The sequence below is a fragment of the Ureibacillus endophyticus genome, from assembly GCF_003628435.1.
Taxonomy (GTDB): domain Bacteria; phylum Bacillota; class Bacilli; order Bacillales_A; family Planococcaceae; genus Ureibacillus; species Ureibacillus endophyticus.
Window position 1 is genome coordinate 43,964 of record NZ_RBZN01000011.1, and the last position, 23,863, is coordinate 67,826.

The following is a 23,863-nucleotide window of genomic DNA, read 5'->3' on the forward strand; positions in this document are numbered from 1 at the left end:
TCTTTATTCATACAAGAATAGCATACAATATTTATCAAATAAATATATATTACTATTGCACTATATAAATTATATAATTTATGACATTTCATAATCTCATAAAGTCTTTATAGCTATTAATAACCAATTAAAGTATAATATTTCCCAAATCAACTTTAAAAATATAAGTAACTCAAAATTGATTTGTACAAAAGAAAAGAGTGGATTTATTTAATGAAATATGAAAAGGGTTTTACATTAATAGAGGTTGTAGCTTCAATCCTATTAATATCAATATTACTAATATCATTTTTCGGAGTATTTAAGAATATTTATAAATCTAATGCTATCAATGATAACAATATAGTAGCTATGAATTTAGCAAGATATAAATCAGCTGAATTCACTGAAAAAGGCACAAATTCAACTACCGATCCCGATGCAGTAGATTTAACGGAATTTAATTCTGATATAGATCCTTCAAAAAGCGAATATTGTTCTAAAGAAGAAATTGAAGATCAATTTATAATTAAGATTTTTATAAAAAAAATGGGTGAAGGAAACACGGATGATTTTTACCAAGAGCCTCACCAAGTTATAATTGTAGTGAAAAATATGGAAGATAAGATTCTTTCCGAAACCTACACATATATATACCATCAAGGAGTTGTGTCATGTGGATAAAAAGATGATAAATCAAAATGGTATATCTTTAGTTGAAATCCTAGCTACTATATCGGTTCTTTCAATCATAGTTGTATTGATTTTTGGAATATTAATTAACGGTTTAAACACTGCATCCAAAGCAAAGGAAAATGCATTACTACAACAAAAAGCAAATTATGTATTAGCAATATTACGAGAAGAACATGAAAAAGGCAATTGTTATAGAATTAGTATATCTAATGATTATCATGAAGTTCGTATCGATTCATCATGCGATAATATAATAGATACAACAATAAATGATAGTCAATTTAAATTTGATATTAATGGAGTCTCACCAACAACACCAATTGATATAGTTGATAAAATCACTTATATTTCAATTGTCATAATCGGGAAGAATGATTCTTATGAGATTAACACTAATCTATCAAGATTGTAGGTGGGATAAATGAAACATCAAAAGAACAATAATGGTTTTGCTTTAGTAACCGTATTAATAATAATTGTTATTTTTACACTATTAGGAACAGTATTAATAAATATATCATTTACAAATGCTAAACAATTAAATAAAACTGAAGATAATATGCAGGCTGTTGATCTATCTGAAATGGGGATAATATATTATAAAAATGCATTTATTAAAAACGCATATAATACATTTGATACTGCAGTAAGCACAGCTAAATCAGAATTAATTAACCAAGGAAGAGAAATAACAGTAGATAATATCTTAAATGAATTGTCAATTAGTGTTAATGATTTTAAACTTCCAATACGAATTCCAAAAGAAATACCTGTATCTACCCATAGATTCGAAATAATCGAAAACAGTCTAAGCATATCCTCTAGAAATCTAAAAGTAATTTTTGAAAGTAATGGAATTATGAATGGAAGCACATCTAAAATTACAGCAACTATCAATCTGAATATAGAGGAGGTAATAGATACTATTCTAAATGGAGGAAGCGGTACTGGTGATGGTTCTGGATCTAGTGGGAATGCCAATAGAGGTAAAACATTAATGGATATAACTCTTTCGAAAGATGGACTAAACGATTGTACAACATGTACTAAATTAAAGAGTGGGACTGTAGGATACTTCTACAAAACACTTACAAACAATGCAAGTATACACAATACAATTGCCTATATATCAGGTAGTTTACTCTCTTCTAATAAAAGTAATAGTTCAATAAAAAACTCACATCTCTATATTACTGAAAATGTAGATTTTGAAAATCTTAATGCTGGAGTAGAAAAATTAAAATTATTTGTTGGTAAAACAGCAACTATACATAATTTAAACGGGACTATTAAAAATTCAACTATTTATGTCACTAAAGATTTAATCTTTCATAATAAAGTTAAGGAAATAAAAAATTCAAAAATTTGTGTAGGGGGACAATTAACTGCAAAGAGTTTTCCCGAGCCTGACGATACTTGGAAAGAAGGTATTTATACATGTATGAGATTTGGTAATATAAATGAATCCGGCAATGATTCTGGGACTGATGTTTCTACGGTAATAGAAGAAATTAAAAGTCAGGTAGAAAAGGGTGAAATAACCTATAACTAACTTTTTTAAGCGTCTCTCAAGAGGGGGGCGCTTTTTTGAATTTAATGGACTATCAATTCTGATAACTTACCTGCTAGTGGAGGTTAAAGTATTACTTTTTCAACAGATTTCAATTAGCAAGTTACCAACATCTTGCAAAAGACAATGAATATAACGAAAAATACAAATTTAGTAATCAATAATCGAATTTTTGAAAACTAAATGTGACAACCATTAGTAAATAATCGGTAGATTTTCGTAACATTGTAGTTTTATGACGGAGTTTGAAGTACATTGTAATTGAGAAATGTTTCAATTACGTACGGAGAAGGTGTATCTTCATGTCCAAAGTAAAAATTACATCCATCACTCTAATTATCTTGTTATTAATCGGTGGTGCACTTACGATATTTTATGATGTTTCAGACAAAGCGAAGAAATTTTCAGAGGAAGAAATTGCATCAGCATCTGAAATTGCTCAAGAAGAATTGAGTGATGCCTTTGTTGCAGCAGAGTCCTATACATTTGAGGAACGTGCCGAAGCTATTCAATCTATTGGGTACAGCGAACCTGAAATTGATAAGACGACCATGACATTTGAAAAGCATAATGAAGGCGAGGTTTATATTTTATTAAAATTACAACCTCATGAAAGTTATGATAATTTATCACGAGTGCTTGTACAAATCTTTGATAAAGAAAACGGCTCCCTCATTACTGAACTATCAAACGTATTAACATGGAAGAAATAGACGAAAAAGCATTGGAGTAATTCATGAGCTCCAATGCTTTTTAAATTGTATAAAATAGTCAGAATCGTTTGTGTACCGGGTACATATTAAACAATTAATACATTTTTAAGTACTGCTCACGTTCCCAAGGGTGTACTGTTGTACGGAACATTTCGAATTCGATTTCTTTTGCTTCTTTGAAGTTTGCGTAGATGTGCTCGCCTAGTGCTGCTTTTACCACTTCATCTTTTTCAAGAGCAACTAATGCATCGTCAAGAGCAGCTGGTAAGTTATCGATTCCGTTTGCTTTGCGTTCTTCTTCACTCATGATATAGATGTTACGGTTAATAGCTGGTGGTGGTGTTAAACCTTCACGAATACCTTCTAAACCTGACTCTAAAATAACCGCTAAAGCTAAGTATGGGTTTGCAGCTGGGTCAACAGAACGTACTTCAATACGTGTTGATAAACCACGAGCAGATGGGACACGAATTAAAGGTGAACGGTTTTGAGCAGACCATGCTACGTAACATGGCGCTTCATAACCAGGAACTAAACGTTTATAAGAGTTGATAGTTGGGTTTGTAATTGCTGTGAACCCTTGTACGTGTCTTAAAACTCCTGCCATGAATTGCATAGCTGTTTCAGATAAACCTAGTTCAGCATCTTTATCGTAGAATGCATTTTCATTTCCTTTGAATAATGAAACGTTACAGTGCATACCAGATCCTGCTTCACCAAATAATGGTTTTGGCATGAATGTTGCGTGTAAACCGTGTTTACGAGCAATTGTTTTTACTACTAATTTGAACGTTTGGATGTTGTCACAAGCTTCAACTACGTTCGCATATTTAAAGTCGATTTCATGTTGACCAGGTGCTACTTCATGGTGAGAAGCTTCAATTTCAAAGCCCATTTCTTCAAGTTCTAACACGATATCACGACGGCAGTTTTCACCAAGGTCAGTTGGTGCTAAGTCGAAATAACCACCATGGTCATTTACTTCTAGTGTTGGTTCGCCTTTATCATCTAATTTAAATAAGAAGAATTCTGGCTCTGGACCAAGGTTGAAATGAGTAAAGCCTAGTTCTTCCATACCTTTTAATACACGTTTTAAATTATTACGAGGATCCCCTGCGAATGGTTCACCTTGTGCTGTATAAATATCACAGATAAAACGAGCAACTTTACCATTTCCAGTAGTCCATGGGAATACCATAAAAGTATCAAGATCAGGATATAAGTACATGTCAGATTCTTCAATACGAACAAATCCTTCAATTGAAGAACCATCAAACATCATTTTATTGTCTAATGCTTTATCTAATTGACTTACGGGAATTTCTACGTTTTTAATTGTTCCTAAAATGTCTGTAAATTGTAATCGAATGTATTTTACTTCTTTTTCTTCTACAAGACGTTTTATGTCGTCTTTTGTGTATTTACCCACAGTATTCCACACTCCTACTTTTTTACCTAACGAAAAATTTATAATTTACGCGTCTTATTGATAAAAACGCGATAAATCCCCTTGACGTAACGTTGATTTTTGGTGACGATTTGCATTTCGCATTTCTTCACGCAAAATTCGACGTAGTTCTGAATCAGAAATTTCTTTTTCAGCTTGCACGGATTGAACCGCAGCATTTTTTTTCATATCAAATAATTTTTTAATACCTGCCATGTTAATGCCTTGTTCAAGCATATCTTTTATCTCAAGTAAAGTATCGACATCATTTAAAGAAAACATTCTTCGATTCCCATCAGATCTATGGGGCTGAATTAAATCGTGTTCTTCATAATAGCGAATTTGTCGAGCGGAAAGTTCGGTTAATTGCATTACTGTACCGATTGGTAATAGTGGCATAGATCTTCTTAATTCACTAGATTTTTTCTTTTCACTCATTTAATTCACCTCCCTTTGTCTTATAATACGCTCGGTTAGTTATAATGTCAATGTTATGTTAGGAAAACTAACATTAATAACAAAATTTAATAGAAATCGACTAAAATTTAGAATTGAACGAAAAAAACAGGAGACTTGTGAACAATCTCCCGTCTTAAAACTATCTTCTTTTTTTCGTAACCTCTACTATATTGAAAAATACATTTAAGAAATTTAAATATAATCCTAGAGCAACTCCAATTACTTCATTGTCTCTTGCAAAACTTTTGCGAATATTATTTAAATCATAAACAGTATAAATAGCAAATAATAATACAAACAATCCAGCTAACACTAGAATCACATGACTACTAATAGGAATAAAAATATAAATAAATGCAAAGACAACAAATACAATGGCCACTGAAATTGCATAAATTGCACTATCGGAAATTTCTGCAATTAACTTTAACCCTAAAAAGGCGAGTAATAAAAAGATTATAACGGTTCCAATAAAGACAGATAAAACTAAAGCTTTTCCAAGCCAACCAATGAGCAATGTGATGATTAAGAAATGAAAGACACCCATGAAAAATGGAATCAAATAATACAAAATAACATTTGCAAGTTTCATTAAGTAAATCAAAACCAATAGACCAATACAAATGATGGATAAAGTAACGACAATCCACATTGGTAAAGCAATTGCAATTAGAGCACCAAGTACAGTTAGAATCCACATTACAGCAAAATGTTTCAATATGAGGTCGTAGTTCCGATTTCTACTTATCTGCCTCATACACAACCCCAATCTTTATAGATTTATTAATTACTATATTTCAATGAAGTTGTGGTTATTAATGATTTTACCGATATATTGAACCGTTATTTTGTTATTTTCAGCAACTAGCTTCGTTACACTCGCACCATCAATTTCTTCAAAGACCCATATTTGATTACAATCTAACCCTAGAACATTCATAAGTAATGCTCGTATAGCAACACCATGGGTAATCAATAAAATTTTCCCGCTTTTATATTGATTGAGACAATCCGTAAGAAGTTCGGTCATCCGCGCACTCACTTGCAAAAAAGATTCACCACTATCTGGAGTGTAACATTGAGGTTCGTTACAATAAGCAAAATAACGATCATAATCTTCATCCCAAATATCTGAAATTTTTCGTCCTTGCCAGCTCCCAAGATGAATTTCTTTTAACCGGTCATCCAGTTTTATTTGCATTGTGTTACTAACTAATATTTCCGCCGTCTCCACCGCTCTTTGTAGTGGGCTTGAATAAACAGCATCAAATGTTAACTGCTGTAATTCGTGTTGTAATGCTTTTACTTGTTCCCTACCATAGTCTGTTAAACTCGAATTTAACCATCCTTGAAGGCGCCCTTCTTTATTCCACTCTGTTTCTCCATGCCGAACAAAATATAATTCCACTTTACTCATGCCAATCCGCCAAAACTTCTTTAAATTTATCCATTGCCTCACGATTTTTCATACCGATTCGAAGCCATTTCCCGTTCATACCTTCATAATTGTTCGTATGTCGTAGAACAATCCCTTCTCTTAAACAATGGAAATAGACGTTTTCGGTTTCATCTGGATTTTGCAATTGGAAGCATAAAAAGTTAGCCGTACTGTTCGTAACAGTGCAATGATATGACTTTAAGAAATGGATAATTTCGTTTTTGATAGCGAGATTTTCGTTTATGCTTCGTAGTCGAAATTCTTCATCTTTTAAACATTCAATTCCAATGGAAATGGCTAAATTATTTACATTCCAGTGGGGCAAACGGTTTCGCAGAGTACTTACTAAGTCTGGTCGGCCAATTAAATAACCAAGGCGTATTCCCGCTATTCCATACATTTTCGTCATCGATCTGACTACTGTTACATTTTCATGAGATGTCACAAATTCGATTGCAGAATGTTCTTCACCTGTCCAATCCATAAATGCTTCGTCAATTAAAAGAGAACAAACGACACTTTCACCATGCTCAATTAACTCTAAAATTGCATTCTTTTGAATTAATGCTCCTGTTGGATTATTTGGATTGCATAAATAAAGGCAATCGGCAGCCTTCATATGACATTTTATTTCATCTAAAGGTAATTCATAATTTACAAGGTCATTCACTGTAACATTTACAATTTCTGCTCCAGCAGCTTCGAGCGTCATTTTATATTCTGAAAAAGTTGGGTGGACTAGTATCACTTTTTTCCCCTTATATAGTTGGGCATAAAAAGTTAGTAACTCTGCCCCCCCATTTCCTACTAAGATACATTCAGGTGAAACTTTGTGTTTCTCTGCTATTATCGTTCGAAGCGGTTCTGCCAAAGGATTTGGATAAGCTGTGATTTTTGGAAGTAATTGTTGCCATAAGTTTTCAATTTGTTTCGGATAACCTAAAAAGTTTACATTTTCACTTAAATCGTAAACAATCTCTGGCATGTCCAATTTGAAATTTTTATACAATTGTTCATAATTCGCTCCATGGGAAGGAAACTGCAACATAAACACCTCCTACGATGATCAAAAATAACCAGGATACGATAAACATTTGTGTAATCGCATCTTTTATATGTTCTTTTTGTAATGTTTGCTCTGGTACTCCCATATAGGCACGGAATGACGTAATTCCCTTATATGTATTGAACCCGCCTAGTTGAATTCCTAGCTGATAAGCAGTAGCCGCCTCCAAATATCCACTGTTCGGGCTTGGATGTTTTTTCGCATCAACTAACCAACATTTCAATCGTTCCATAAAATTTCGTTTCGTTTTATTTTTTGTGAATAAAAGTAAAAATCCTGTGATTCGACTTGGGATAAAGTTCGCAATATCGTCCAGTCTTGCAGCAACTTTCCCAAATTCCATATATTTTTCATTTTTATAGCCAATCATTGAATCCAGAGTATTAATGGCTTTATACGCCCATAAACCAGTAGCTCCAAATAAAATGGCATAAAACAGTGGAGCGGTTACACCATCACTCGTATTTTCCGACACCGTTTCCACAACGCCGCGCACAATTTCAGGTTCCTCTAAATGCTCTGTATCACGTCCTACGATCCAAGACAACTTCAAGCGAGCTTCATCTAAATCAGATTTATCTAACGCATCATAAACAATCATTGCCGCCTCTTTTAAACTTTTTTGAGCAAGACCAATGGCAATTAATATCATTTCTATAAACAGACCGACAAATATATTAATTTTGTAGGATAGCGTTACAATTGTAAAAGTTATACCCGTTACAACCCCAATAACAAACAATGCGGTAAAGGCACCTTTTACAATACGAAATCTTCCACTATTTAATTTTTTCGAAAGTAGTGCAATGAATGAACCAATCCATTTGATAGGGTGAGGCATTTTTGGAGGATCTCCAATGATTAAATCTAGAAGTTGTCCAAAAATCACAGCGATAATGTGCATTTATCGATTCCCCTTTTTATATTCCAGAAAACTTTCTACAGAACGATTCATTGTGTTATACAATCCTTTTCCAATTAGTTTACCTAGTTTTGTGATGGAACCACCAAATTCATGTCTTTCCCCTGTTTGCGTTGAGGCGATACATATACTATCTGTTGAGGTACCCGTTGCAATTGTCCCTGATTGTGGATCTCGGATATCGTGTTCTGAAAGGATTTTTGTTTTCACTTCGACTGCACCACACAACCCCTGAATAAGTGCCTCATCCGTTAAATGGCCATTTATGAAAATGAAGGTATTAATTGTACCAACTCTCGGGGGATGGGCGTATTCGTGTGAGCGAGTAATATCTACCGCATTCCCAAGACCTGTAGTAACGAGGACGACAATGGACGTATCGCCATCCTCATAAAAGTCCATAAATGCAAACTTCATATCAACAGCCGTCATCATTGCTACCGTTTGATGTAACGAATAACTACTAGTTTGAATAAATTGCTTCATTTCTTCGTGGGCATCTAAAGGATTATAACTAATGTCTACCGTCCGATTAATAAAGTACTTGTATTCCCCATAGCCAGGGTTGTGCATGGCCGAGCTAAACGTTCGAAGGGGGTGTGGTGCTTCAACAGCAATATATTCTCCATAGTTCTTAATATTATCTAATGTTAGCATGTGTGAACCTCGTTATTGCTAAATTTATTTGCTTTTGATTGAGACTTATTTGCTTTTCTATAAGAGTTATTTGCTTTTACCTGAAACTTATTTGCTTTTAAGCTTCTCGAATTTTCTGCACCGCGCTACAAATAGCATATTTCACATGTTCATAGGTTAATCCGCCTTGTACGTAAGCAGTAAATGGCGGACGAATTGGACCGTCAGCTGTTAATTCAATACTTGACCCTTGTACAAATGTTCCCGCTGCCATTATTACGTCATCTTCATAACCCGGCATATAGGCAGGAACCGGTGCAAAATGGGCATTAATTGGGGAGGCTGCTTGGATTTCCTGACAAAACGCTACCATTTGCTCTGCTGTTTGGAATGAAACGGATTGAATAAGGTCTGTACGTTTCGCAGTGTAATGAGGGAACGTTTGCATTCCTACTTCTTCTAGCATTGCGGATGTAAAGATTGCCCCTTTTAAGCTTTGTGCCACTACATGAGGTGCTAAGAAAAATCCTTGGTAAAAATCAGCTAATGTATTTAAAGAAGCACCCGCTTCAGCACCAATTCCCGGTGACGTCATACGATAAGCACATTTTTCTACTAAGTCAGCACGACCTGCAATATAGCCTCCGATTTTAGCTAAGCCCCCTCCTGGATTTTTAATAAGAGAACCTGCCATTAAATCTGCCCCTACTTCTGTTGGTTCCATCGCTTCAACAAATTCCCCGTAGCAGTTATCCACGAAAATTACAACGTCCTGCTTGATTTCACGAATTTTTTCACACATTAGGCGAATCTCATCAATCGAAAATGAAGGTCTTGTCGCATAGCCTTTTGAACGTTGAATGGCGACCATTTTTGTCTTATCAGTAATGGCAGATTGAACCCCATCCCAATTAATTTCTCGATCATCAATTAAATCTACATGTCGATAGCCAATGCCAAAATCTTTTAATGATCCTGTATCCTTTTCTCCACCGTCCACTATCGATTGAAGGGTATCATAGGGCTTACCAGTTATGTATACTAGTTCATCACCAGGGCGTAAAACTCCAAATAGGCTTAGAGTTATGGCATGGGTACCAGAAATGATTTGGCTACGAACAATCGTTGCTTCTGCTCCAAAGGTTTCCGCATAGACACGTTCTAAATTATCACGGCCTTCATCGTCATACCCGTAGCCTGTTGATGGATATAAATGAAAATCACTTACTTGATGTTTGCGAAAAGCAGCTAATACTTTCTGTTGATTGAAAAATGCCATTTCGTCAACTTTTGTAAGGTATGGCTTAATTTTTTCTTCAACTTGATTTGCAAGTTGAATCGTTTCTTCTTTTATATTTGAAATAAATGTCATGTATAATTACTCCCTTATTTATCGTCCTCTACCATCTTAACAATTCCTATAGGCATTTCAACTATTTTTTAGACAAGGACGTTTAATGGGTTCCAACGAAGCAAAACATTAGAGCACATAGAAAAATAAACGTTAAGGCTCCTCCTAAAACATTTTGATTATGGGTGCTTTTCCCATCCTTTAAATGTTTTAAAAAAGTAGTGAAATTTAAAAACCATAATACCCCTATTGCTGGTACGACAAGAAACATCATCATTAACATCAGTTGTCCCCCTATAAAATAAAAGAACTGATAATTATAATGAATTACCAGTCCTCATGTATTTTATTTAAATTCTAATTCTCCATCGTAAGCCATCATGCCGCCTTCTAAGTTAACTACTTGGAAGCCTTGAGACTCTAAATATTGGCAGGCTTTTTCGCTGCGAACTCCGCCTCGACAAACAAGAATATATTCTTTTGATGAATCAAGTTCGTTTGCACGTTCAGGAATTTGTCCAAGTGGGATATGAATTGCTCCAGGAATCATTCCTTCCTCTACTTCATTATCTTCACGTACATCTACTATATTTAAATCTTCATTTGCATCTAACAGGTTAATTAGTTCTTCCGTTGACATTGTTTTCATTTAACAGAACCTCCAAATTTGATATACACTGTAATTATAGAGAAAAAAGAAAAAATCGGCTAGTATTTATCACTTCGCCGATTAATTGTTTATTGATTTACTTCATCTTCCGAACTTAGTGAAACATGTTTAGAAGGGACGAACGTTGAAATTGCGTGTTTGTAAATAAGGTGCTGTTTACCATCAGATTCTATTAGTACTGTAAAATTATCATATGATTTTACTAACCCTTTCAGCTGAAAACCATTTAATAAAAAGACAGTAACGAATAGATTGTTTTTGCGTAGGTTGTTAAGAAACGTATCCTGTAAATTGATTGATTTCATGCCGTACACACCTCTTCTATATCTTTTTTTCTTATATTGGAAGTATTCGGCAAAAGGAAATTAATTTCCTTCTTGATTTATAAAATTTTTTGAAAACGCTTCAATTTTCGCCCAGTCATTCCCAATCCACTGCACATCCATTTTATTTCGGAAGTAGGTTAGTTGTCTTTTTGCATATCTGCGCGAGTTTTGTTTTAGCTGTTCAATGGCATCCTCCAACGACAAAAGTCCATCAAAATATGCATATAGTTCCTTATAACCAATCGCTTGAACCGATTGTACGTTACGAATATTTCTATCCCATAATGACTTTACTTCTTGTAGTAAGCCTTTTTCCATCATCAAATCCACTCTTAAATTAATTCGTTCGTAAAGTTTTTCCCGATCCATATCCATTCCAATGATTAGATGATTGTAAAGTGGGACATTTCCTCGATTTAGTTCCTCGGTTGCCTTTGATACCCCATGTAATTCTACTAACTCGAGTGCCCGTATGACACGGCGAGTATTATTTGGATGAATGTGGCTTGCCGTTTCTGGATCGAGCTTTGCCAATCGTTCATGCATTGCTTCTGGACCAATCTTTGCTAACTCATCATAATATTTTTTCCGCGCTTCTTCGTCTACATCTTCTTTTGTAAATTGAAAGTCATACAATACCGCTTGTACATACAAACCTGTGCCACCAACGATAATTGGCAGCTTGTTGCGTTGTTGAATTTCACGAATTTTCGCACGTACTAAGGTTTGATATTCGGCTACAGAAAAACTTTCTGTTGGCTCTTTGAAATCAAGCAAATGGTGCGGAATCCCTTCCATTTCTTCTTTAGTCACTTTTGCAGTACCAATATCAAGCCCTTTATATATTTGCATGGAGTCTCCGTTAATTATTTCCCCATTAAATTCTTTTGCCATCTTAATACTTAATGCTGTTTTTCCTGAAGCGGTAGGACCAACTATAGCTACAACCTCAATTTCTTTTTCCTTCATTTTTTAACCACCGTGACACCACATGAAACACATGCTCTTTATTTTTTTCTTTTAAAATTTCATGGCGCATACCTTCAAAAAGATATACAACTACATTAGATAAACCGATTTTTTTATATTGATTGGCAACTTTGAAGACACCAGCACCTCGATTGCCAACAGGATCTTCACTCCCACTTATTAAAAGGATGGGTAAGTTTTTTCGAATGTTTTCTAATTCAGATTGTTGATTGATTAAAAGCAAGCCGTCTGTTAAATCAACAAAAAATCGATTCGTTGGGACAAATCCACAGTTTGGATCTTTTATATACGTTTCAACTTCTTCTTCATTCGTACACAACCAATCAAAAGCCGTTTTAACATTAGCGATGTTTTTATTAAAACTACCAAAACTCAATTCGCTCATGATTGAACTAAGGGTTGTTGGACCTTGAACTAAACAAAGTGTTCTAGCAAGAGTATTACCTATTCTGTGTGCAAATGTTGTACTCCCGGTTCCACATAAGATGCATTTATCAATGTCATTATAGAGTTGTATATAACGACGGGCAATAAAGGAACCCATACTATGTCCAAATAGTACAGTTTCATTTTCTGAATAGAGACGAAAGTTTTGAACAAGCTCATAAACGTCTTGCACCACTCGTTCAAAACCATCTTGGTCAGCAAAAAAACCAAGTCTTCCATTCAGTTCCGCTGTTTTACCATGTCCACGATGATCGTGAACAATGACAATATAACCTTGCTCACATAAATTCATAGCGAAAGCATCATACCGACCACCATGTTCTGACATCCCATGCAAAATGTGAAAATTTCCAATGGGATTGCTTGATGGTTCATAAATCCGTACAAAAATTTCATGCCCATCACTCATTGAGACCACTTTTGTTAGTTTTTTCAACCCTATCACGCACCTTTATATTGTTGCTTCATCAATAAATTGTTCCAACTGCATTTGATAGAATATTTTCTCACTTTCTGAATAGCCGATTGTATTACTCATCACTTCGATAACTTCATCTTTGTATTTTTTTACTAATTCCATATCGAAATAAAGATATCCTGTTCGTCGTATGAAAAAATCACTTGGCGTCAAAGCCATTTCAAAATAGATGGAATATAAAAGCTCTGCGTATAAGGGATTTGGCAGATTCGTTTCATTTCCTTTGCGAATAAAATGAAAAACATCATCTACATTCGTTCCATATTTCTCTACTAATTGTTTCGATTCATTATATGAAATTCCTAGTTGCTCTCCCTCTTTCGCTTTGTTTGCAACAAAGTCATGAAAGTTGATAGAATTTAATCCCTTAGCGCCAGATAAAGGTAAAAACTTCGTGTTGCTCTTTTGGGCATGTTTAAATTTATGTTTTTTTATAATTTCATCTACAATTGTTTCAGCCATTTGTCGATACCCAGTAAGCTTCCCTCCTGCTATCGTGACAAGCCCACTAGGAGAGGACCAAATTTCATCTTTACGAGAAATTTCAGACGGATTTTTCCCCTTTTCAAAGATAAGTGGTCGAATGCCTGCCCAAGAAGATTCAATGTCCTTTTCCGTTATATTAATTTTAGGGAAAATGAATCGGGTAGCATTTAATAAGTAGGTAACATCTTCTGCACTTGCAACTGGCTGAATTGGGTCATCATCATAGAACGTGTCAGTAGTACCAACATAAGTTTTCCCACCTCTTGGAATGGCAAATACCATTCGACCATCCTCTGTCTCAAAATAAACGGCCTGTTGTAATGGAAGTTTTGATTGATCAAAAACAATATGAATGCCCTTTGTATGGCGAACTTGTTTGTTGTTATGCACTTTATCCATTTTCCTAACATCATCCACCCACGGACCAGTTGCATTAACAATCTGATGAGCATGTATAGTGATGGATATTCCTGAAATTTCATCACGCACGTTTGCTGCAACAATTTTTTTCTTTTTATATTCAAAGCCATTAACTCGAGCATAGTTAATACAAACCGCTTTAAACTCTAGTGCCTTTTTAATCACTTCCAATGTTAAGCGGGCATCATCCGTTTTATATTCAACATAATAACCTGCACCTAATAAACCGTCTTCTTTTAGAATGGGTACTTTTTGAAGTGTTTCCTTTTTATTAAGCATTTTTCTTCGCTCATTTGGACGCACTCGTGCAAGTCGATCATAAAGGGTAAGAGCAGCACGAGTTGTAAACTTCCCTAAAGTTCCTTTTTTATATAAAGGAAGCAACATCCACTCAGGCTTTGTTACATGAACGGCATTTTCATATACAATTTCCCGTTCTCGCCCAACTTCTGCAACAAGGCCAATTTCAAATTGTTTTAAATATCGAAGCCCACCGTGAATCAATTTGGTTGAACGGCTTGATGTTCCAGCTGCAAAATCTTGCATGTCAACCAATGCAACGGATAAACCACGGGACGCGGCATCTAACGCAATACCAGCACCCGTTATTCCCCCACCAATGACAAGGACATCAAAGGAATAGTGATTCAAAGTATTAAGAATAGTAGACCTTTCTTTATATGAAAACATAACGATTACCCCTTTTATTTCAAATAGGTAAATCTACATTACACGTTTAAACATTTTTTCTACTTCATAAGAAGAAAAGTGAATCATGACCGGTCTTCCATGAGGGCAGGTGAAAGGATTGTCTGCTTTCTTTAAATCATCGAGCAATGCAACCATTTGTTCTTTTGTTAAATAGTGATTTGCTTTAATCGATTTTTTACAACTCATCATAATGGCTGCTTCTTCTCGTAATTTTTTCACATCTGTTTTTTTCGTTTTCAAAACTTGTTCTATTAATTCTTCAATAATTTCCTGTTCAAAGCCTTTTGGAAACCATGTCGGATGTTCCCTCACTACAAATGAAGATTGCCCAAAGTCTTCTAAAAATACGCCCACTTCTTCCAATGAATGCAAATTCTCTTTTAGAATTAATGCTTCATCGGCAGCATAATGGAACGTTAACGGCAACAATAAAGATTGGCGTTCATTAGGATTAACATCGCCTACTTTTTCACGGAAATATTCATATTTTATTCGTTCTTGTGCTGCATGTTGATCAATTAAATAAAATCCATCTTCCATTTGTGCAACAATATAAGTCCCGTGAATTTGCCCAACAATCTCTAGTTGTGGGAAAGGTTCTTTTTTCTCTTCCACAGGCATAGGTACAGGTTCTTCTTCAATTATTATTGGTGTTGGCTCTGGCTCTTCAGAAACAACCTCATTAATAGGGAATTCTTCTACAGTTGGTTCTTTCACTATAGAGTCATTCAACTTTTCCACAATCTCATTCATTTTCGTTTGATTAAACGTTGGTGCTGGTTTCCAAATATTCATTTGTTCACTTGGCACTTTCACTGGTTTTTCCTTTTTTTCTGCCAAAGGAACATGTATTGCTGAACGAATAGCCTTGCGAACTGCATCTTCTACTAACGGTAATAATTCCTGTTCTTTACTTAATCGAATTTGCAATTTTGCTGGGTGTACATTCACATCAGTTAAGTATGGGTCACCTTCGATATACATCACAACAATTGGGTATCGCTCTATTGGTAAGTACGTGTGATAGGCATCTACTATCGCCTTTTGTAGAAGATAATGTTTTACATAACGTCCATTTACAAAAATTGACATATAATTCTTTGATGCTCGCGTTACTTCAGGTAAAGTTGCAAAGCCATGTATCTTATAATCTTGGGACTCAGCACTAAAGGAAATCATTTTTTTAGCATTTTGAACTCCATAAATTGCTGCAATCACTTGTTGAACATTTCCTCTACCATTCGTTTGTAGAAGTGTTCCACCATTATGTACTAATTTAAACGCAATATCTGGATTACTTAATGCTAATCTATTCATATAGTCAATAGAATGACCAAGTTCGGTTTGAATGGTTTTTAAATATTTTAATCTTGCTGGTGTATTGAAAAAAAGTTGGGACACTGTAATATCTGTTCCTTTTCGAAAAGCTGTGGGTTTCATCGACACTACATGGCCACCGTCTAATTCGATTTCTACACCTGATTGTTGGCCATCTGAAGTTTTTAGCACAACTTTTGAAACCGAAGCAATTGATGCCAATGCTTCACCACGAAATCCGAGTGTTCGGATACGAAATAAATCATGTTCATTGGAAATTTTAGATGTTGCGTGGCGGGAGAAGGATTTTAATGCATCCTCCTCGTCCATACCGCTTCCATTATCTGTAACTTGTATGGAGGTTAACCCTGCTTCTTCAAGAAAAACTTCAATGGATGTACTTCCAGCATCAATGGCATTCTCGACTAACTCTTTCACAACAGAAGATGGTCGCTCCACCACTTCACCAGCCGCAATTTTATTCGATAACCATTCATCCATAATTTGAATTTTTCCCATGGTAAACCTCCTTTTAATTTTGTCGAATTATTTCCCAGGGAATGCTGACAAAAAATAGCAATCCCCTATTTTTTACTCAAAAGTGTTTGTTGTAGTTCATAAAGTATGTTAATTGCTTGGATTGGAGAAGTGCCCATAATGTTCATTTTCTCCAATTTTCCAATTACTTCCAATTCTATATTTGATAGCTCACTTGGTTGCTGTACTTCTTCAAATAATGATAGTTGAAGTTCATCTGCTTCCACATTTGTTGAAGCCACTTCTATTTCTTTAGACTCGAATTGATTTAATAGGGTTTGAGCTCGTTCAATAATTTCATCAGGCATTTCTGCTAATTTCGCTACATGGACACCATAGCTTTTATCTGCTGCACCTTCTCGAACTTTATGAAGGAACACGACTTTTCCATCTTTTTCAGTCGCACTAACATGAACGTTTTTCAACTTTGGTAACTGTTGTTCTAAAGCAGTTAACTCATGATAGTGTGTAGAGAACAATGTATTTGCACCAATTTTATTGTGAATATACTCCATCATTGATTGGGCTAAAGCCATTCCATCGTATGTAGATGTGCCTCGTCCAATTTCATCAAATAACAATAGACTTTTCTCTGTTGCGTTTGTGATGGCATTTTGCGATTCTAACATTTCCACCATGAATGTTGATTGCCCCGCAACTAAGTCATCTGCTGCACCAATACGAGTGAAGATTTGATCAATAATCGGAAGTTCTGCTTCTTCTGCAGGGACATAACATCCGATTTGGGCAAGTACAACAATTAATGCCACTTGGCGCATGAAAGTACTTTTACCAGACATGTTTGGCCCTGTAATTAACATCATATTTTTATCTTCTGTTAAAACACAATCGTTAGGTACATACATCTGTTTATTTAGCATTTTTTCAACAACAGGATGACGCCCGTTAATTATTTTAAGTGCTCTTCCCTCATGGAATGTTGGCTTCGTAAAACGGTATTTTTCCGAAACGACTGCAAAACTTATAAACACATCGAGTTCACTTATTTTCGATGCTAAAGCTTGTACACGTGGAATAAATTCTTTTAATTGTTCACGAAGTTCCACAAAAAGATCATATTCTAACGCTAAGCTTTGTTCTTCTGCATTTAAAATAATGGCTTCTTTTTGTTTTAATTCCTCTGTAATATAGCGTTCTGCGTTTGCTAGTGTTTGTTTTCGTTCATAGCGTGTTAAGTCTGCATTTGCAATGTTGGATTTTGTAATTTCAATAAAATAACCGAACACTCGGTTATAGCCGATTTTCAAGTTTTTAATGCCCGTTAATTCTCTTTCTTTTTGCTCTAGTTGGGCGATCCAATCTTTCCCATTTCGTGCTGCATAGCGCAGTTCATCTAATTTTTCGTCATAACCGTCACGAATTACATCGCCTTCTTTAATGGCAATTGGGGGGTGATCTGTAATCGCACGGGATAGCAACTCTTCAATTTCATTACATTCATCCAATGAGTTACCCAACTGTATTAATGTTTCTTTTCCACTTTGTAATAACTGCTCTTTTATATGTGGAACCTGACGAAGGGATTCCCGCAACTGTGCTAAATCACGTCCTCCAACATTCCCAAAGGCAACACGTCCAGCTAAACGCTCTAAATCATATACTTTCTTTAATAATTCTTGTAATTCGTCTCGCACAAAAAACTCATCTAATAAATCCGTTACGATGGATAAGCGCTCTTCAATCAACTTTCGGTTTGCTAATGGTTGGTGTAGCATTTGCTTAAGTTTACGACCACCCATTGCAGTAACTGTTTCATCTAGTAACCAAAGAAGTGTTCCTTTTTGGTCCCCTCCACGAATGGATTGAAGTAATTCAAGATTACGTTTTGAATTAGAATCGATACGTAACAATTGCTTAGTTTCGGTATATGTAAAGGGTTGGATATGGGAAAGCGAACGCATCTGTGTTCGTTCTACATATTGCAACAAGCTTTTTGCAACACCTTGTAAATTTTCAGGCAACTGTTCAATATATTTCCCGGACTTCTCGATTGGCATTACTTCTTTTTCAAGGGATAGAACTAAGCTTAAATTTTTTGCTGGTTCTTCTAATAAGATTTGTAGTTGTTCAGTTACGACTAATTCTCGAATATTTAATGAGATTAATTGTTGAAGCAGTGACTTAATTCCCCCTTCAACAATCGTCGTTTTTGATTCACCAGTTGAGACGTCTAAATAGGCTAGGGAGAAAGTTTCCTTTGTTAGTTGCTCTGCACTTGCTATATAATGGTTGGACTTCCCATCAATTGTTTTCCCTTCCATTAAAGTACCCGGTGTAATGAGTTGAACAACTTCCCTTTTTACGACCCCTTTGGATTGCTTCGGATCTTCTGTTTGCTCACAAATTGCAACTTTATACCCCTTCGATACAAGGGTTTCGATGTAATTTTGGGCAGAATGATGCGGCACACCACACATTGGGACACGGTCTTTACTCCCTGCATCTCTACTTGTTAACGTAATCTCTAATATTTGTGATGCGTTTACGGCATCCTCGAAAAACAACTCATAAAAGTCGCCTAGTCTATAGAAAAGAAATGCATCTTCATATTCAGATTTTATTGTTAAATATTGTTGCATCATTGGTGTGTATGTCGTCATTTTGTTGTTCCTCTCTAAACTACTTAATACTATTCATTATAACAAAAATTGATGTTATATTAGAGTTTCACACAAATTTGAAAAGTAAAAAGTATAAGAAAAAAGAAGAGCGCCTATTAATCTACTAAATACTTAGTAGATGGCGCTCTCACTTTATTATCGATGAAATGATGACGATTCGTCGCTTATATGACCGAATTTTCCTTTTCCAAAGTTAATTGCTTCAGAAGAACTTGAACTGGAACTTGAGCTAGAGCTTGATGATGAGCTTTCATCATCGTCATTGTCATCAAATCTCCATTCTTCTTCAAACTCAATTGGATGTACAGATACAACTACTTTTGTTTCACCGATAACTTCAACTAAGAAGTCGCGTTCAATCACAATGTTGAAGCATTCACCATTTTGTGTAATGATAGCTTCTACGCAATTCGGTTGTTGTAATACACGTACATGGCAATCATTTGTTTCAATAATTTCTTCATCACGGTAGTGTAATTTAATACGATCTTTGTAATGAACAGTTTCTGTATGAACTGCTGTTCTTGAATGATTATTATACGCATACCATACGTTTACATCGAATTTACCTGATACCTCAACATATTTACCCACTTTTTTTGCACTATAGTGGTGATTAATTACCCAACAACCTAAAATGCTCGTTGGAACATTTGAAGGACGCAGAACCTCACTGCTCTCTGTTCTTTTCTTACCTTTCGCGACAACCGCTTTTGTCACAATTTGACGCAAACGTTTCAACGCTTTTCCTCCTTTACTATCTAGTCGAACTATAGTATGCGGCTAGTGCCTAATTGGTGAAATGTCCTGGATTTGAATTTTTTTGTTAAGTTTGATGTTCACTAACCGAGTTCTTTCTGACTTCCCACTTATAGTATTACTGTTGGGCAAATTGTGTTCCTAAAAAATGAAAAATCTAATTATGAAACTGTCATTCAATATGGGAGTGAAATAGGGGGGAATTAAAGTATCTTCTATAGTAATGAGTAGAGTTATTTGTGGAGAACTCAAAAAATAAACCTCCCACAATATGTAGGAGGTTTTTACTTATTATGAGCAGCTTCCAGGTTGGCTGTTTTTAATTTTAGAACCTGTTTCACCTTTTAATAGGTCGCCGCCAGTTGATTCAATGATTTCATTTGTTACTGTGTTTGCAATAGCATTTGATACAAGTTGTAATAAATTATTTACATCTGATTGAGATTGTTTAAATTCTTGTACAATTGGTACAGCATCGATTTCTTCTTCAATTTTTGCGATTTTTTCTTCAACTAATTTTACTGCCTTTTCTTTACCAAGATGTTGGAAGTTCACAGCTTGTTTTTGTAAAGTTTTTAGAGAAGCGATTTTTTCACGTACCATTTGATTTTCGTTAATTTGTGCTTCTGCTTTTTTGAAAAATTCAACTTCTTCTGTATTTGCAATCATGTGTGCAATTTCTTTTGCTTTTGCCACGATTTCGTCTTTTGTATAAAGCTTTGTTGTCATTATACTTCCACCTCATGTCGTTTAACGATTTCTACAAACTCACCACGCAGTGAATAAGATTTCGCCTCGAGTATTTTTACTTTCACAATTTGACCAACTAAATCAAGCGGTCCTGTAAAGTTCACTAATTTGTTTCTACGTGTATAACCAGCTAACACATCATCACGTTTTTTACTGCTTCCTTCAACTAATACTTCGACAATTTGGCCTTCGTATTTTTTTAATGCCGCTGATGAGAATTCCTCCACAACTGCATTTAATCGTTGAAGACGTTCTCTTTTCACTTCTAATGGAACGTTATCTTTCATTTTTGCAGCAGGTGTTCCTTCACGTGGGGAATAGATATAAGTGAAGGCCGTTTCAAATCCAACTTCACGGTATAAATCAATTGTTTCTTGGAATTGTTCTTCCGTTTCGTTTGGATAACCTACGATGATGTCTGTTGTTAATGCAACATCTGGGATTGCTTGTTTAATTTTTCGCACTAACTCTAAGAAATGTTCGCGTGTATATTTACGCGCCATAATTTTTAAAATGTCGTTTGATCCAGATTGAACTGGTAAATGAATATGTTCTACTAGGTTTCCTTTTTTCGCCAACACTTCAATTAAGTGATCATCGAAATCCCGTGGGTGACTTGTTGTGAAACGAATACGAGGAATATCAATTTTACGTAGCTCGTCCATTAAATCACCAAGTCGGTATTCCATATCTGTAAAGTCTTTACCGTATGCATTTACGTTTTGACCTAAAAGCATAATTTCTTGGTAGCCCTGTGCTGCTAATTCACGTACTTCTTGAATAATTTCATCAGGACGACGACTACGCTCTTTACCACGAGTATATGGAACGATACAGTATGTACAGAATTTATCGCAACCGTACATAATGTTTACCCAAGCTTTAATCGCACCATTACGTTGTTTTGGAAGGTTCTCAATTACGTCCCCTTCTTTTGACCAAACTTCAATTACCATTTCTTTAGACATGTAGGCTTCTTTTAAAATATGCGGTAAACGGTGAATATTGTGTGTACCGAACACCATGTCTACATGTTGGTATGTTGTTAAAATTTTATTAACAACCGATTCTTCTTGAGACATACAGCCACAAACACCAATTAACATTTCAGGGTTTTGACGTTTATATTTAACTAGGAAACCAAGTTCACCAAATACTTTATTTTCCGCATTCTCACGGATTGCACATGTATTTAACAATACAACATCCGCTTCTTCGATTAAATGAGTTGGTTCATATCCTAATTGTGTGAAAATCCCTGCCATCACTTCAGAATCGTGTTCATTCATTTGACAACCGTACGTACGTATATAAAATTTACGCCCTTGACCCATTCCTAAGAATTCTTCATCAATTGCGAAATCTTTATGATATTTTACTTCTTCTTTTCCGCGCTTTTTCGCATCTTTTAAAGAAGGAGCTGCTGTAACTACTCGTTCAAAATAACTGCTATAATCTTTTTCAGGTTTTGGTTGTTTCACTTGTTGACTAGCTAGTCGTTGTTCCTCATTCATTGAAATCCAGAAACTCCTTTCAAGATTGGTTTCGTACATTCGAATCCCATTTTAATATTATAACGAATAATAGGTAGAAAGAACAATAAAAGTTGTTATAATTTGATGAACTGTTCATATTGTTTGTAATCATTTTCTTTCAGAATTGCAAGGAAAGTAAAACAAAGCTGCACAACCGATTGCCAATTCATTTGGTAATGTTCTTCAAATTGATGCTTTGGCAAGGTAAGTACTTGGTTAAAAATTGTTTTCGGCTCTATTTGCTTTTCTTCTAGATATTTAAGAAATGCCAAAAATAATTTATGATCCTGTATTGCGAGGGATTTTTCTTCTACCAATTTATCAATTTGGTAAGGATCTTTTAATGTATTTGCTTTACTAAATATTTTATTAAGTTGCTCGTTCGTTTTTTGTTGTTTAATTTCGAGAAAATTGATTATTTTGTTCAATTGAGTGACCTCGTTTTTTTATTTGAAAGATTTTATCCGCCAAATTTGATAGAATATCCGCCATTTTTTGTGATTTATCCGTCAAAAATTGGAATTTATCCGCCAACTTTACTAAAATATCCGCCAAACATCTTCTGGTATCAAATATTTTCTATTTTTATTACTACCTTCTGAATTAAAACCTAATCTTTTTAATATTTTATTAGCTGCATCGTGACTTTCGATAAAGAAAAAATCTCTAAATTCACGATTTGTAATCCTTTCACTGATTAATACACGATAATCATGTAAACCTTGGTATAGTGCTTCTTTCGACTTGTTGCCACAAATACATGTGAAACCTCTTTTGTAAGCCATCACTTTTCCGCAGTTACATATGGCACCCTTTCTTATAGGGGGAATTTCAAATTTAGGTTTATATTTACTAGGTTGATACAATTTGAGAAGATGCTCTTTTAACGTTTCAAATTGTACAATCCCTAAATTCTGCTTACTATATTTTAATAATAGCCTTTTCACCTCTGTGCGCAAACCAATTGCATGGAAAATTGAAATTTCCCCATCCATATTTCCAATCACTGTAGTTGGTTCAACTATCACAACAGCTTTATGAATCGGAATATTTATCCCTAGATATTTTATAATACGTTCTATTTTTTCTACATTTCTTTTGACCTGATCAAAGGGGCTTTGGAAGCTTTCAATTTCACCAGATTTTCTTTTCCGTAAAAATTGATGTTTTTCCGGCTCATACCAAATGTATCCTGCCACATTTTTTATTTCAAGAATAAGGAGAAAATGAGGGCAAACGAACAATGTGTCAATTTGATAATGAGGTATTTCATAATTATGAAAAAGTAAAAACTTCATTGGCAAATCTAGTTCTTTCCAAATAGTATCTACCTTTAATTCTCCTAAGTAACCAATCTCCGCGCGTTTTAATAGATTCTTTATATACTCGCTTTTTTCTAAAGGTACTCTTCGAAGTAACGCATCCAATACTACTATTTTCGCTGGTAGTTTTCTTTCAATAACGGTCAAAAAAATCCCTCCTACCTTACATTCTACTGAAAGGCGAGAGGGATAAAAT

General features: G+C 35.0%; 24 protein-coding genes. 4 read left to right on the forward strand and 20 right to left on the reverse strand.

Going from position 1 to position 23,863, the window contains the following annotated elements:
* The first annotated feature begins 213 nt into the window (after positions 1–213).
* The 4 genes from D8M03_RS06565 to D8M03_RS06580 all read left to right on the forward strand — a co-directional run bounded on the left by D8M03_RS06565 (position 214) and on the right by D8M03_RS06580 (position 2,958).
* On the forward strand, positions 214–663 hold the full coding sequence (locus D8M03_RS06565) for a prepilin-type N-terminal cleavage/methylation domain-containing protein (protein ID WP_121213982.1): 450 nt from the start codon (positions 214–216) through the stop codon (positions 661–663).
* Positions 656–1,087: a PilW family protein gene (locus tag D8M03_RS06570; protein ID WP_121213983.1), complete on the forward strand. Its 432-nt coding sequence runs from the start codon at positions 656–658 to the stop codon at positions 1,085–1,087. Before D8M03_RS06565 ends, D8M03_RS06570 begins: the two co-directional genes overlap by 8 nt.
* 9 nt (positions 1,088–1,096) lie before the next feature.
* Complete coding sequence (locus D8M03_RS06575) at positions 1,097–2,227, forward strand: hypothetical protein (RefSeq protein ID WP_121213984.1); 1,131 nt, start codon at positions 1,097–1,099, stop codon at positions 2,225–2,227.
* A gap of 320 nt (positions 2,228–2,547) precedes the next feature.
* A complete protein-coding gene (locus D8M03_RS06580) occupies positions 2,548–2,958 on the forward strand; it encodes a hypothetical protein (RefSeq protein WP_121213985.1) in 411 nt (136 codons plus the stop codon).
* 94 nt (positions 2,959–3,052) lie between these two features.
* Here D8M03_RS06580 and glnA read toward each other — a convergent pair whose 3' ends face one another.
* The 20 genes from glnA to D8M03_RS06685 all read right to left on the reverse strand — a co-directional run bounded on the left by glnA (position 3,053) and on the right by D8M03_RS06685 (position 23,814).
* Positions 3,053–4,387: a type I glutamate--ammonia ligase gene (gene glnA, locus D8M03_RS06585; protein ID WP_121213986.1), complete on the reverse strand. Its 1,335-nt coding sequence runs from the start codon at positions 4,385–4,387 to the stop codon at positions 3,053–3,055.
* 54 nt (positions 4,388–4,441) lie between these two features.
* On the reverse strand, positions 4,442–4,843 hold the full coding sequence (locus D8M03_RS06590; RefSeq protein ID WP_121213987.1) for a MerR family transcriptional regulator: 402 nt from the start codon (positions 4,841–4,843) through the stop codon (positions 4,442–4,444).
* 160 nt (positions 4,844–5,003) lie between these two features.
* Positions 5,004–5,621 carry a Bax inhibitor-1 family protein gene (locus D8M03_RS06595; protein WP_121213988.1) on the reverse strand — a complete coding sequence of 206 codons (618 nt, stop codon included), beginning with the start codon at positions 5,619–5,621 and terminating at the stop codon, positions 5,004–5,006.
* Between the two features lie 33 nt (positions 5,622–5,654).
* The gene (locus D8M03_RS06600; RefSeq protein WP_121213989.1) at positions 5,655–6,281 is read right to left on the reverse strand and encodes a histidine phosphatase family protein; all 627 of its coding nucleotides are present in this window, start codon (positions 6,279–6,281) and stop codon (positions 5,655–5,657) included.
* Positions 6,274–7,350, reverse strand: a complete 1,077-nt coding sequence (locus tag D8M03_RS06605) for a pyridoxal phosphate-dependent aminotransferase (protein WP_121213990.1) — start codon at positions 7,348–7,350, stop codon at positions 6,274–6,276. The genes D8M03_RS06600 and D8M03_RS06605 overlap by 8 nt, the downstream gene beginning before the upstream one ends.
* Entirely contained in the window at positions 7,316–8,272 is a 957-nt protein-coding gene (gene cbiB, locus D8M03_RS06610; protein WP_121213991.1) for an adenosylcobinamide-phosphate synthase CbiB, read from the reverse strand. Before cbiB ends, D8M03_RS06605 begins: the two co-directional genes overlap by 35 nt.
* The gene (locus D8M03_RS06615; RefSeq protein ID WP_121213992.1) at positions 8,273–8,947 is read right to left on the reverse strand and encodes an adenosylcobinamide amidohydrolase; all 675 of its coding nucleotides are present in this window, start codon (positions 8,945–8,947) and stop codon (positions 8,273–8,275) included.
* 97 nt (positions 8,948–9,044) lie between these two features.
* Positions 9,045–10,298 (reverse strand): methionine gamma-lyase family protein, encoded by a 1,254-nt coding sequence (locus D8M03_RS06620; protein WP_121213993.1) that lies wholly within the window; start codon positions 10,296–10,298, stop codon positions 9,045–9,047.
* Positions 10,299–10,623: 325 nt separating this feature from the next.
* A complete protein-coding gene (locus D8M03_RS06630; protein WP_121213995.1) occupies positions 10,624–10,926 on the reverse strand; it encodes a rhodanese-like domain-containing protein in 303 nt (100 codons plus the stop codon).
* A gap of 89 nt (positions 10,927–11,015) precedes the next feature.
* Positions 11,016–11,252 carry an RNA chaperone Hfq gene (hfq, locus tag D8M03_RS06635; RefSeq protein WP_097072243.1) on the reverse strand — a complete coding sequence of 79 codons (237 nt, stop codon included), beginning with the start codon at positions 11,250–11,252 and terminating at the stop codon, positions 11,016–11,018.
* A gap of 60 nt (positions 11,253–11,312) precedes the next feature.
* On the reverse strand, positions 11,313–12,242 hold the full coding sequence (gene miaA, locus D8M03_RS06640; RefSeq protein WP_121213996.1) for a tRNA (adenosine(37)-N6)-dimethylallyltransferase MiaA: 930 nt from the start codon (positions 12,240–12,242) through the stop codon (positions 11,313–11,315).
* Complete coding sequence (locus tag D8M03_RS06645; protein ID WP_170148399.1) at positions 12,223–13,146, reverse strand: alpha/beta fold hydrolase; 924 nt, start codon at positions 13,144–13,146, stop codon at positions 12,223–12,225. Before D8M03_RS06645 ends, miaA begins: the two co-directional genes overlap by 20 nt.
* 15 nt (positions 13,147–13,161) lie before the next feature.
* The gene (locus tag D8M03_RS06650) at positions 13,162–14,784 is read right to left on the reverse strand and encodes a glycerol-3-phosphate dehydrogenase/oxidase (protein ID WP_121213997.1); all 1,623 of its coding nucleotides are present in this window, start codon (positions 14,782–14,784) and stop codon (positions 13,162–13,164) included.
* Between the two features lie 33 nt (positions 14,785–14,817).
* A complete protein-coding gene (mutL, locus tag D8M03_RS06655) occupies positions 14,818–16,641 on the reverse strand; it encodes a DNA mismatch repair endonuclease MutL (RefSeq protein ID WP_121213998.1) in 1,824 nt (607 codons plus the stop codon).
* 65 nt (positions 16,642–16,706) lie between these two features.
* Complete coding sequence (gene mutS, locus D8M03_RS06660; protein ID WP_121213999.1) at positions 16,707–19,280, reverse strand: DNA mismatch repair protein MutS; 2,574 nt, start codon at positions 19,278–19,280, stop codon at positions 16,707–16,709.
* Between the two features lie 156 nt (positions 19,281–19,436).
* A complete protein-coding gene (gene cotE / locus D8M03_RS06665) occupies positions 19,437–20,042 on the reverse strand; it encodes an outer spore coat protein CotE (protein WP_121214000.1) in 606 nt (201 codons plus the stop codon).
* A 309-nt stretch (positions 20,043–20,351) separates the two neighbouring features.
* Entirely contained in the window at positions 20,352–20,789 is a 438-nt protein-coding gene (locus D8M03_RS06670; RefSeq protein ID WP_121214001.1) for a YlbF/YmcA family competence regulator, read from the reverse strand.
* Complete coding sequence (miaB, locus tag D8M03_RS06675; protein WP_121214002.1) at positions 20,789–22,324, reverse strand: tRNA (N6-isopentenyl adenosine(37)-C2)-methylthiotransferase MiaB; 1,536 nt, start codon at positions 22,322–22,324, stop codon at positions 20,789–20,791. Before miaB ends, D8M03_RS06670 begins: the two co-directional genes overlap by 1 nt.
* A 95-nt stretch (positions 22,325–22,419) precedes the next feature.
* Positions 22,420–22,773 carry a hypothetical protein gene (locus D8M03_RS06680; RefSeq protein WP_121214003.1) on the reverse strand — a complete coding sequence of 118 codons (354 nt, stop codon included), beginning with the start codon at positions 22,771–22,773 and terminating at the stop codon, positions 22,420–22,422.
* A gap of 111 nt (positions 22,774–22,884) precedes the next feature.
* Positions 22,885–23,814, reverse strand: coding sequence for a nuclease-related domain-containing protein (locus D8M03_RS06685; protein ID WP_170148400.1), 930 nt, complete (start codon positions 23,812–23,814; stop codon positions 22,885–22,887).
* Positions 23,815–23,863: the final 49 nt, after the last annotated feature.